Annotated in this window: 8 protein-coding genes; all 8 read left to right on the top strand. The window is 49.7% G+C overall.

Going from position 1 to position 12124, the window contains the following annotated elements; genetic code table 11:
- Window positions 1–67: 67 nt before the first annotated feature.
- The gene (gene rsmH, locus A359_RS01505) at window positions 68–1039 is read left to right on the top strand and encodes a 16S rRNA (cytosine(1402)-N(4))-methyltransferase RsmH (RefSeq protein ID WP_014888055.1); all 972 of its coding nucleotides are present in this window, start codon (window positions 68–70) and stop codon (window positions 1037–1039) included.
- Window positions 1040–1730: 691 nt separating this feature from the next.
- Window positions 1731–3137, top strand: coding sequence for a penicillin-binding transpeptidase domain-containing protein (locus A359_RS01500; protein ID WP_014888054.1), 1407 nt, complete (start codon window positions 1731–1733; stop codon window positions 3135–3137).
- Window positions 3124–4611, top strand: a complete 1488-nt coding sequence (murE, locus tag A359_RS01495; protein WP_014888053.1) for a UDP-N-acetylmuramoyl-L-alanyl-D-glutamate--2,6-diaminopimelate ligase — start codon at window positions 3124–3126, stop codon at window positions 4609–4611. The genes A359_RS01500 and murE overlap by 14 nt, the downstream gene beginning before the upstream one ends.
- Window positions 4608–5975, top strand: coding sequence for a UDP-N-acetylmuramoyl-tripeptide--D-alanyl-D-alanine ligase (gene murF / locus A359_RS01490; RefSeq protein ID WP_014888052.1), 1368 nt, complete (start codon window positions 4608–4610; stop codon window positions 5973–5975). Before murE ends, murF begins: the two co-directional genes overlap by 4 nt.
- Complete coding sequence (gene mraY, locus A359_RS01485; RefSeq protein WP_014888051.1) at window positions 5969–7051, top strand: phospho-N-acetylmuramoyl-pentapeptide-transferase; 1083 nt, start codon at window positions 5969–5971, stop codon at window positions 7049–7051. Before murF ends, mraY begins: the two co-directional genes overlap by 7 nt.
- Before the next feature lie 2 nt (window positions 7052–7053).
- Window positions 7054–8370, top strand: a complete 1317-nt coding sequence (murD, locus tag A359_RS01480) for a UDP-N-acetylmuramoyl-L-alanine--D-glutamate ligase (RefSeq protein ID WP_044104484.1) — start codon at window positions 7054–7056, stop codon at window positions 8368–8370.
- 1139 nt (window positions 8371–9509) lie between these two features.
- Window positions 9510–10574, top strand: a complete 1065-nt coding sequence (gene murG / locus A359_RS01475) for an undecaprenyldiphospho-muramoylpentapeptide beta-N-acetylglucosaminyltransferase (protein WP_014888049.1) — start codon at window positions 9510–9512, stop codon at window positions 10572–10574.
- A gap of 73 nt (window positions 10575–10647) precedes the next feature.
- Window positions 10648–12108 carry a UDP-N-acetylmuramate--L-alanine ligase gene (gene murC / locus A359_RS01470; protein WP_044104483.1) on the top strand — a complete coding sequence of 487 codons (1461 nt, stop codon included), beginning with the start codon at window positions 10648–10650 and terminating at the stop codon, window positions 12106–12108.
- Window positions 12109–12124 lie beyond the last annotated feature (16 nt).

Raw genomic sequence — 12124 nt, 5'->3', positions numbered from 1 at the left:
AAGTGAAGGATGATGGCGATACCGCACTGTTGATTTCTAACCGCCTGCAATATTGATTGATATAACCATGTCAAAAAGTTATTCACATATCCCTGTATTGCTAAACGAAGCAGTGCAGGGGTTAAACATCCATCCAGATGGAGTCTATTTAGACGCAACATTCGGACGCGGAGGCCATTCTCGTCTTATTTTATCAAAGCTAAATTCGGAGGGGAAGCTGTTTGCGGTTGATCGCGATATAGCTGCCATTGCAGCAGCACGAAGCATTAATGATACGCGTTTTACCATCATCCATGGGCCGTTTTCGGCCATCGCGGATTACATGAAAGAAAGAAATCTTTTGGGACAGGTTAATGGCATCTTGCTAGATCTGGGCGTCTCCTCACCCCAGCTCGAGGATCCTGAGCGCGGTTTTTCATTTATGCGTGATGGACCGTTGGATATGCGTATGGATACCACGCGTGGTCAGTCCGCCGCTCAGTGGCTAGCGAAAGCGTCAAAAGAGGATATTGCTGGGGTATTAAGAACCTTTGGGGAGGAGCGCTTTGCTAAGCGTATTGCTCAAGCTATTGAGACGCGAAATCTCCAAAAAAAAATCACCCATACTCGTGAATTGGCAGCCGTAATTTCTGATGCTAGTCCATTTCCCGATAAGCATAAGCACTCGGCAACACGTAGTTTCCAGGCAATCCGCATGTATATCAATAACGAGCTCGAAGAGATCAAGCGGGCACTAGATAGCGCACTAACGGTCCTGGCTCCCTGCGGCCGATTATCTGTAATCAGCTTTCATTCACTAGAGGATCGGCTAGTCAAGTATTTTATCCGACGACACAGTCGGAGACCGCAGGTGCCGGTAGGGCTACCTCTTACGGAGGCGCAGATCGCTATGCTGCATCAGGAACAGCGCCAACTGAAAGAGGCCGGAAAAATGCAGCCATCAGAACGACAGATTTATGATAATCCGCGCGCGCGAAGTGCCGTTTTGCGCTTGGCGGAGAAGCTGCCGCAAGCATCAATCACATACGAGCAGACTTAATCAGGAGGATTATCGGTAGCGATTTTTTTCAAAAAAATCAGCTACCTTTGGTGCTTTTAATCCTAGTATATACTGTCACTGGCGGCGACGACTACTTACTAGCATAGTCATCTGACTCCTGAACGTAAATAGAGGCGCGTGGATACAGAAGGGCGCTTGATATCGCTGGAAGCGACCTTGATATCCTAGCAGAAAACGTTCTAAGCACGTCAGACCTGAATAAAGCGTATCGCTACCAAGACGCCATTAGATTCAGGGTGTGATTCCTGCAAAAGAGACTAAAGAGAATATTGTGGTTCAGCATTACTCTACCCAGAGATCCGCTCACGATACATGAACGCCGTAGCACGTAAGATGAAACTACAACCTAGGGAGGATAGGAGCAGCCTTATCAGCTATCGCTTTTCCTCGCTTTGCGACTGCATCCGGCTGCACCGGTAACACTCACACTGCCCCGCTTTATCATCAGGCTCCCAACCTTGAGAAATCGGCACTTACAAACGATATGCTCCTTTGGCAGGTACAGAGAGTCACCACGACTCGTCGTAATATGACAAGCAATCTTGTCTGCTGTTTAATGACGGAAAGTGTGATGGTTCGGGCAATCTTTTCTACTGTGAAAGAACGCAGCAGAGGATGCGAGTATGATCGCTAATAGCCTCTACAAGGGGTGCTATTTTATGCGACTTCCATGCCTCTAGAGAAGGCATCTTGGTGCATTAACATCAATTTTCAAAAGTATGCTGTCTATTTCTCGCACCGGGTTAATCCTGCTATTGGTGACTACATGAATCAGCTTTATCTTATCGGCATTGATCTATGCCAAGAGTTATGGATCTATTACTCTCACGTTAAGGTCACCGCACATCTGCTTAGCGTAAGCAATATCGATCGTCAGAGCATTTACGGCGCGCAAAAAAGCTTCGCCCGGAGGGCGAAAATTTATTCAGGCGCTCTCCCGATGCGAAAAAACAGGCTCAGCCGTGTCACAAAGGCTCTTGCATTTGTAGATAGCCAGGACGATTTGCACACTCTGGCGCTGAGTATTGATAAACGGTCGCAATCGTTCGTGTATTGTGAGCCGTACAACGCCGCGGCGTGTAATGCAGCAGAAGTAGAAACAGTCATATCGATAAATGTCAATACCGATGCAGAATTATATATAGTTAATAATCTGTCCTACAACCCTTATATTTTAAAGGGAGGCACTATGGAGGCAATTCAAAATCGCGCTATTACTGACATTTATGAGCTAGTAAACTTGTTAATCAAGGTGATCGCAGTGATGGAGGCAATGAGGTTTTTCATAGTGCGGAAAAACAGTGTGTTCAAGACACCGCCTTACATAATTATCAGTCATCAAATTAAGGATTTGGTGGGATCTGCTGTATTGAAGATGAGCAGTATTTTGCAGCAATCGAATAACATCAGTTTTTCTAAACTAAGATTAGCAATGCCAAGCTTGCCCCTGATAAAAATCTATGCGTCCTTTGGATTGGTCAAGGCAATGTTGTTGGATCTGATCAGGGACTGTATTAACTTATATTGCCATAAAAAACGGTACCCCGATATAGAGAAAGTCCTCCTCTCTTACGATCATGGGCTGATAATTATGCAATCAGAATTAGGACGGGCCCATACAACAATCCGCAACATGAATGCTCTACCCGTGCTTTTAAGTACATGGATCGATCTTCCGGTGGCGGGAGAGTGGGTGCTTACCGAAGTGCCGGCGCGTCCCGTGGTACCGCCGGGTAGTCATGCGTCTCACGCCGAAAGCAATAAGTATTGCATTGCCAAAAATAGCGGTATCGCTAAAACAATCAGGCCAGCCGGTCATGGTATTAATAAATATATTATTTATACAGTCAGGATCGGCCTTTTCAGTAATCTGTGCCTTGCTCTCGTGTTGGTGATCAATATTCCTCAAGGTAGCACAGGCTGCAGAGTGACGGTCTTCGCAACAACATTTAGCACTATTATGGGGGTAATGAGACATAGTATATACATATCACTGGATACGCGGTCGAACAAGTCTCATACGAAATCTGTAATAATTGTTCATAATCAACAAGAGGCATCCGGTGACCTATTGTAATTTGCGTGATCTGATCTCCCCCTGGGTGCCCGCAGCGCCGGAGCGCGTTCTTAGGAACATGACCCTAGACAGCCGAACCGCGGCTACTGGCGATCTGTTTTTGGCAGTCGTTGGCTATCACACAGACGGGCGGCGCTATATACGCCAAGCGATCGTGAAAGGCGTAGCCGCAGTCCTCGCACAAGCTGAGTGCACAGCGGAAGAAGGCGCAATCCGTGAGATCCATGGTGTGCCTATTATCTATCTTTACCGCCTGCGAGAACAGCTGTCCGAGCTGGCGGGTCGTTTTTATCAGCAGCCATCACGCGCAATGCAAGTCATTGGTGTTACCGGTACCAATGGGAAAACTACTACTACGCATCTTTTAGCACAATGGGTTCAGTTATTAGGTGATATGAGTGCGGTGATGGGCACTGTAGGTAACGGCGTGATGGGCCACATCCATCCGTCAGCAAGTACTACCGGCTCACCGATCGAAGTCCAGAAGGTGCTGTCGCAGTGTCGGATTCAGGGCGCAAGCTTAGCGGCAATAGAAGTCTCGTCCCACGGTTTGGTGCAGCACCGGGTCAGTGATCTACATTTCGCCGCCGCGGTATTTACTAATCTGAGCCGCGAGCATTTAGAGTATCATGGTGATATGGCGCGGTATGAGGGGGCGAAATGGAGGCTTTTTAGCGAACTAGATGTCCATCATCGCATTATCAACGCCGATGACGCTACCGGTCGTCGCTGGTTAAAGAAATTGCCGAAGGCGATTGCAGTAGCGGTCTGTGGTTCGCTTCCAGACAAATGGCGGGGAGACTGGCTGCGCGCAGGGGCGGTTCGCTATCATGCTCGGGGGGCGGATATACCTTTTTTTTCAAGTTGGGGGAAAGGGATAATTCATAGTCAATTAATCGGAGCATGCAACGTTACCAACCTATTGCTGGCACTGACCACACTGCTCGTGCTTGGTTATTCAATACAAAAGCTACTGAAGAGCGCCTGCCGTCTGCAATCAATTATTGGTCGAATGGAAGCTTTTCACGCTAAAGGTCGTCCCATGGTGCTGGTAGATTACGCTCATACCCCGGCTGCCCTGGAACAGGCACTGACGGCTGCCAGGCTGCATGTTAAAGGTAATATCTGGTGTGTGTTCGGCTGCGGAGGTGAACGTGATAAAGGCAAGAGGTCGCTAATGGGCGCTATTGCTGAGCAGTATGCGGACCGTGTGATTATTACCGATGATAATCAACGTGGGGAAGCTTCTCAGGATATTATTAACGACATTAAGAGCGGCTTTTTGGATTCAAGCCGAGCGCATACGATTACGGCCCGAGCCGAGGCGGTGTCCAGCGCCATTTTGCAGGCCTCGCCTACGGATTTAGTTCTGGTAGCCGGTAAGGGCCATGAGAATTGCCAAATTATTGGCCAGCATCATCAGGCCTATTCTGACCGAACGACAGTAGCGCAGCTGCTTGGAATGATGGAATGATTCCCTTTACTCTCAGCGCTATCGCGCCCTTCCTTAACGCCGAACGAGTAGGTGAGGATCGCACTATCCTGGATATTGTAACTGACTCTCGGGTACCGAGCCTAGCTACAAGTAGTTTTTTTATCGCTCTGAAAGGTGATAGGTTCGACGGGCATCACTTTGCGGAACAGGCGGTTGCTTCCGGCGCAGCAGCCCTGCTGGTGAATCGCTGGCTACCAATGAAAGTACCGCAGCTGATTGTTCCTGATACTGTTCGGGCGCTGGGGCAATTAGGTGCCTGGATGCGTCAGCAGGTTTCGACACGCATCGTAGCGTTAACTGGATCCTCTGGAAAAACCTCGGTCAAGGAAATGACCGCTGCAATCCTGCGGCAGTGCGGGCACGTGTTAGCAACCGCCGGGAATTTTAATAACCATATCGGTGTACCGCTGACGCTGTTGCGTCTAACTCCGGAGCACGATTTCGCAGTTATCGAGTTGGGCGCTAATCATCTCGGAGAGATTGCCTGGATGAGTGATCTGGTACGGCCGGAAACGGCGCTGGTGAATAATCTTTTCGCTGGACATCTAGCTGGGTTAGGTTCGATGTCGGGCGTCGCGCAGGCTAAAGGTGAAATCTTTACCGGGCTACCGCCTAACGGCCGCGGTATTCTTAATGCTGACAGCCACGATTGGCCGCACTGGAAAAAGGTGCTGGGCCAGAAAGCTGTCTGGCGCTTCGCTGTCGACTTTAATAACAACGTAGATTTTTTTGCCAGCGATATTATCAGCGATCAGCGGTGTGTGTGTTTTATCCTACACAGCCCTCAGGGGGAGTGTGCAGTACGGCTTCCCCTGCCGGGAAAGCATAATGTCGCTAATGCCTTGGCTGCTAGCGCGCTAGCGTTGTCAGTAGGTGCCAGACTGCCGGCACTTGCCGCTGGCCTGGCACAGTGCAAGAGCGTGCCAGGACGGCTATTCCCTATTGAACTAGATGCTGGGAAGCTGCTACTGGATGATAGCTATAACGCCAACGTCGGGTCTATGATTGCCGCCTCACAGGTACTGGCAAACATGCCCGGATACCGGGTGATGGTGGTGGGGGATATCGCGGAGTTAGGTGATGTAGCCGTCGAATGCCATCGGCAGGTTGGTGAAGCTATCGCCTTAGCCGGTATTGATAAGGTATTAAGCGTAGGGAATCTAAGCCATCTAATCGGTGAGACCAGCAGCTGCGGTGAGCATTTTCAGAACAAAGAAACACTAACATCCCGTTTGGTACAGTTGTTTACAGACCACCCACAGATTAGTGTTTTAGTAAAAGGTTCACGCAGTGCCAGAATGGAGCAAGTGGTATGTACCTTACGGGAGAAGGAAGCATGTTAGTTTGGTTAGCCGAACATTTAGTGAAATTTCATTCGGGATTTAACGTTTTTTCTTACCTAACATTTCGTGCCATCGTGAGCTTGTTGACCGCATTATTCCTATCGCTATGGATGGGGCCCCGACTTATCTCCTGGCTACAAAAATTTCAAATCGCGCAAGTGGTTCGCAATGAAGGCCCGGCATCACATTTCAGCAAGCGCGGAACGCCCACTATGGGTGGTTTGATGATTCTTACTTCGATCACTATTGCCGTTCTGATGTGGGCCTATCCGTTCAATCCCTACGTGTGGTGCGTGCTATTAGTGCTACTGGGTTACGGGATGGTGGGCTTTATCGACGACTATCGTAAAGTGGTGCGTAAAGACCCCAAGGGGCTCATCGCTCGCTGGAAGTATTTCTGGCAGTCTTTGATAGCGCTAGCGGTGGCGTGCATCCTTTTCGCCATGGGGGAAAGCGTGGCGACGACGCAGCTAGTCGTTCCCTTTTTTAAAGATATTATGCCGAAGCTGGGGCTTTGGTATGTGCTTTTGGCCTACTTCGTTATTGTAGGGACCAGCAACGCGGTCAACCTGACTGACGGCCTAGACGGTCTAGCGATTATGCCAACGGTGTTCGCGGCCGCTGGTTTGGCGCTCGTAGCATGGGCGACCGGTAACGTGAATTTTTCGGGCTACCTGCATATTCCTTACGTGCGCTTTGCGGGGGAGTTGGTGGTGGTGTGTACGGCGATCGTCGGTGCGGGGCTGGGGTTTTTATGGTTTAACACCTACCCTGCGCAGGTATTTATGGGCGACGTCGGCTCCCTGGCGCTGGGAGGCGCACTCGGCACTATTGCAGTGCTACTACGCCAAGAATTTTTACTCCTCATTATGGGAGGGGTGTTCGTTTTAGAAACCCTGTCGGTAATTGTACAGGTAGGGTCATTCAAATTTCGAGGTCAGCGTATTTTCCGTATGGCGCCCATTCATCACCATTATGAACTCATGGGCTGGCCCGAGCCGCGAGTCATCGTACGCTTCTGGATCATTTCGTTAGTGCTGGTCCTAATCGGACTGGCGACGTTAAAGGTGCGGTAATTATAATGAACTACCGCGGCGAGAAGATCGTTATTATTGGGCTTGGGCGTACCGGTCTTTCTTGTGTTGACTTCTTTTACACCCGAGGCGTCACACCTCGGGTTATGGATACACGCGTCACGCCTCCAGGCTTAGACCAGCTTCCGACTGATGTGCCTCGTCATTTAGGTTCACTGAATGAGGCATGGCTTCTTGCCGCCACACTGATTGTAGCTAGCCCCGGCATCCCTCTATCCCATCCTGCATTAACCGCTGCGTCGAAGAAAAATATCGCTATTATTGGCGATATCGAGCTGTTTGCTCGCGAGGTTGCAGCCCCAGTCGTAGCGATAACCGGCTCTAACGGAAAAAGTACTGTTACCTGCATGTTGGGTGCAATGGCTGCCGAAGCCGGATGGAAGGTGGGACTCGGTGGTAATCTTGGCTTGCCAGCTCTAACGCTACTGCAGCAGCCCAGCCAGCTGTATGTTCTTGAGCTATCGAGTTTCCAGCTAGAAACTACCGATAGCCTGAAAGCATCAGTAGCCACTGTTCTCAACATTAGCGAAGATCATATGAACCGTTATCCACTTGGCCTGCCACAGTATCAAGCTGCTAAAATAAAAATTTATCATGATGCTACGGTATGCGTAGTCAACGCGGATGATACTCGTACCCTGACGATATCCAGCCAAGTAGCGAACTACATCAGCTTTGGCATCGAGCTCGGTGATTATTATCTTAGTCATCGAAAAGGGAAGACTTGGTTAATGGCATACAGCTTACCGTTATTAGATTGCGATGAAATGCCCATTAGGGGCCGCCATAATTACCTCAACGCTTTAGCGGCATTGGCACTAGCCGATGTTATTGGTATTCCGCGTTGGGCTAGTTTAGAAGCGCTACGGCAGTTTCGCGGATTAGCACATCGCTTTGAACTGGTGCATGACGACCGCGGCGTGCGCTGGATTAATGATTCAAAATCGACTAACGTGGGCAGCACGGAAGCGGCGCTGAAAGGGCTGATGGTCCCAGGTACATTACATCTTCTGCTAGGCGGTGATGGAAAAAATGCTAATTTTACGCCGCTGGCGCCTTTGGTGCTTGGTGCTCGGGTGAAGCTATATTGCTTTGGTCAGAACGGACCCCAATTGGCATCCCTGAACCCTGAGGAATCCATACTTACCGATACACTAGAGCAAGCGATGCGGATCATTGGGAACCGGGTGAAATCAGGGGATCTAGTGCTACTGTCGCCGTCCTGTTCCAGCCTAGATCAGTTCAGTAATTTTGAAGTACGTGGTGAAGTATTCACTCGTCTAGCCCGGGAGGTAGGGTGATCTTTTTTTGTGGTTGAGGCTTGATATCATGCCTTAAAGCTTAGGGGGCTGGCTCAGTGTAAACCGGAGGTACTAACGGAGCTACTTTGTATGGACGTATGCAGATTTTCTTGATTCTGGTCAAGCTAGCTGGTATCTGTGTTTTGATGCCGACCTCAAAAATCATGCGAATTAATACCACCTGTCGTACGATCCGTTTGATGTAACTAACTCCCCCATGCCTTCTCTCTTTTTAGCTTTTGAACTTTTTCTAGCAACGCGTAGGGTCCCGATAGTCATTTGGTAGCACTGTAGCTTAAGGATTATATCCTTAAGTATTTTTTTGATGATGTGTATGGGGTTATAGTGATTGGTTTTGTTCGTAATGATCTGCGAGAGCGATCTCTCAATCAAGTAAAGATCCAGCCTGGGTAACCATCTAAGTTATTATTTGTTATGATCTTCGCAGTTATCTATTCCTCAAGACACAAGCAGTGCGGAGTAACATTTTAGGTATTCTGTAAATCCATAAACGTCATAGCGCTATTGGCAGTACTACTACTGGCGCAGACAGATCTCCAGACAGGACCGGTACTATTTTCACTACTGCGGCAATCCTTGTGTTAGCTGGTGCCAAGCTGAAGCAATGTTGAGTGAGCGTCAGTGCAGGTATGATGTGGGTCATAGTGTTTATTATCGCTGCACCGCATGCAATTTTCGACTGAGTTCTAGAGCCTGTGGGATCTTGATTTCAGTAATTGCCGCGCATGGACTCAATCGCTGATTGCATGTGAGCCGGAACGGCTTGGAGGCGGGGTCTGGTAATTCGATGAAGGAACTAGAGTGCTGACCAGTAGTTCATGCCAACTTTATTGTATAAATTGTAGGTTAAAAGTTATCTTGTTGCAGCGTGGTCTTTGTTGAGAAAAATGATTTTTTTAGTCTATTTTTGCGATGTCTATTCGTATCTAGTTCCACTTCCAGCCAATCATCAACGTCAGCGCCACCGCATGTAGTCTGCCTACGCGCCAGTAAAGGCTCCTGTTAATGTGCGACGGAGGATTCAGGGTTCTAATGAGTCGATGGCTATTGCGATTCTGCGGAGAGTAAGTTTTCAGACGCGCCTGCCTAAGGCTCGGTGTATTTTCGAGGAGATTGCGATGCTGGAACAGCCGAGGCGGCTCATGGTGATGGCAGGCGGTACTGGCGGCCATGTTTTTCCGGGACTTTCTATTGCCCATTATTTAATAGCCCAAGGTTGGCAGGTGCGTTGGCTCGGCACACCCAATCGCATGGAGGCCCGTTTAGTACCCCAGCATTCTATCGACATTGATTTTATCCATATCAGCGGCCTGCGCGGTGAGGGCATGACAGCAAAACTGATAGCACCGGTGCACATTTTTCGTGCCTGGCGTCAGGCACGGCGCATTATGCACGCATGGCGACCGGATGTCGTGCTGGGGATGGGTAGCTATGTTTCCGGGCCTGGAGGTTTAGCAGCCTGGAGCTGCGGTATCCCTCTGATCATACATGAGCAAAATAGCATTGCTGGCCTAACTAATCGAGGTCTAGCGAAAATCGCTCGAAAAGTACTACAGGCGTTTCCCGGTGCATTCCCCCATGCCGATGTAGTAGGAAATCCATTGCGACGTACGGTAATCTCGCTTCCGGTGCCCGCAACACGCTTTTTCGAACGCACTGGCCCGATGCGGGTTCTCGTGATTGGTGGAAGTCAGGGTGCAAAAGTGCTGAATCAGATTATGCCGTTGGTTGCTACCCGCCTGTCGGGACAATTGCTCCTTTGGCATCAAGTTGGCAGAGGATCGCTGGAGGAGGTGAATCATCTCTACGCATCGGGCGGTGAGATGCCCCACAGAGTGGTTGAGTTTATTGATGACATAGCCGCCGCTTATGCTTGGGCAGATGTAGCTGTCTGTCGCGCAGGGGCGCTAACGGTGAGTGAGCTCGCCGCTGCCGGTGTGCCAGCATTGTTTGTGCCCTTTATGCACAAAGATCGTCAGCAGTATTGGAATGCACGGCTCCTCGAACGGGCTGGAGCGGCGATAATTGTTGAGCAGCCAGCTTTTACTCTCGAGCGAGTCAGTAATATACTGACCGGTTGGGATAGGTCAGCGCTGTTGTCTATGGCAGAGCGGGCTAGGGCAGTAGCGATTACCAACGCGACGGAGAGGGTGGCGCGTGAAGTGGTAAACGCCAGTCTCTAGGCTGTCGGTTGATCATCGCCCCCTTAAGACTGTGTGTTCTGCCCAGAACTTTTTTGACTTAAGCGATACTTTCGTGAATACACAACAACTAGCTAAATTGAGAACCTTTATCCCTGAGATGCGCCGTGTCCGGCATATTCACTTTGTTGGCATCTGCGGTGCTGGCATGAGCGGTATCGCGGAAGTGTTAGCAAATGAGGGTTATCAAATCAGTGGATCTGATCTGACGCCAAACGCAGTGGCGCGCCAGCTTACTGACCTAGGCGCACAGATATACTTTACCCATCAGCCAGAGAATATCAGCGACGCTAGCGTAGTGGTGGTGTCGAGCGCTATCTCCGCCGATAACCCGGAAATTGTGGCAGCTAAGAGGGCGCGTATTCCGGTGATTCAGCGTGCGGAGATGTTGGCGGAGTTAATGCGTTTTCGTCATGGTATTGCGATAGCCGGTACCCACGGGAAAACTACTACAACCTCTATGGTAGCCAGTATTTACGCTGAGGCCGGCCTGGACCCGACATTTGTTAATGGAGGTTTAGTTAAGGCAGCCGGCGCGCATGCCAGACTGGGCTGCAGCCGCTACTTGATTGCGGAGGCCGACGAAAGCGACGCCTCCTTCTTGCATTTGCAACCGATGGTAGCGATTATCACCAATATCGAAGCCGACCATATGGATACTTACCAAGGCGACTTTGAGAACCTAAAGCAAACGTTTATTAACTTTCTTCACAACTTGCCGTTTTACGGCCGAGCAGTTTTGTGTATCGACGATCCCGTGATCCGTGAACTATTGCCCTGCATCGGACGACAGATGATCACATATGGATTTAGCGATGATGCCGATTTTCATGTTACCGATTACTTCCAGGACGGTGCGCGAGGGCGCTTTATACTTAACCGGCAGAATAAGCCTAAATTAAAGGTAGAGGTAAATGCGCCCGGTCGGCACAACGCGCTGAATGCGGTGGCAGCAATTGCAGAGGCAACCGAAGAAGGCATCAATGACGAAAGCATTTTGAAAGCGATGCTCCACTTTCAGGGGACTGGACGCCGCTTTGACGATTTAGGTGGGTATGATTTAACTAAAGTTAACGGTAAAACAGGTGAAATCATGCTAGTGGATGATTATGGGCACCATCCAACTGAGGTTGCTGCCACTATTAAAGCAGCAAGAATGGGGTGGCCGGACAAGCGGCTAGTGATGGTGTTTCAGCCGCATCGTTATACCCGTACTCGGGATTTATATAACGATTTTGCCAATGTACTATCTAGTGTGGATGTCTTGTTGATTTTGGAGGTGTATCCTGCCGGCGAAGCTCCGATTCCTGGTGCCGACAGCCGTTCCCTATGCCGCACTATACGGAAACGTGGTAAGGTGAACCCAATTTTAGTGCCGGATATAGATGCGTTGCCGGTGACCCTAGCACAAGCCTTGGAGGACAATGATTTAGTGCTGATGCAAGGTGCCGGAACAGTGGGAAAAATCGCTCGTAAACTTGCTGATACCCGGCTGCAGCCACGGCCGGACGACTGAGGTGATGGTTAACTAA

Origin of the sequence: secondary endosymbiont of Ctenarytaina eucalypti, assembly GCF_000287335.1 — a bacterium.
Taxonomy (GTDB): Bacteria; Pseudomonadota; Gammaproteobacteria; order Enterobacterales; family Enterobacteriaceae.
Note: the sequence above shows the minus strand (reverse complement) of the source record. Positions and strands in the feature narration are given on the sequence as shown.

Excerpts from the sequence above, each read along its gene's own strand:
- rsmH (WP_014888055.1), top strand. The coding sequence starts at position 68 with ATGTCAAAAAGTTATTCACATATCCCTGTATTGCTAAACGAAGCAGTG.
- A359_RS01500 (WP_014888054.1), top strand. The coding sequence starts at position 1,731 with ATGCCTCTAGAGAAGGCATCTTGGTGCATTAACATCAATTTTCAAAAG.
- murF (WP_014888052.1), top strand. The coding sequence starts at position 4,608 with ATGATTCCCTTTACTCTCAGCGCTATCGCGCCCTTCCTTAACGCCGAA.
- mraY (WP_014888051.1), top strand. The coding sequence starts at position 5,969 with ATGTTAGTTTGGTTAGCCGAACATTTAGTGAAATTTCATTCGGGATTT.
- murG (WP_014888049.1), top strand. The coding sequence starts at position 9,510 with ATGCTGGAACAGCCGAGGCGGCTCATGGTGATGGCAGGCGGTACTGGC.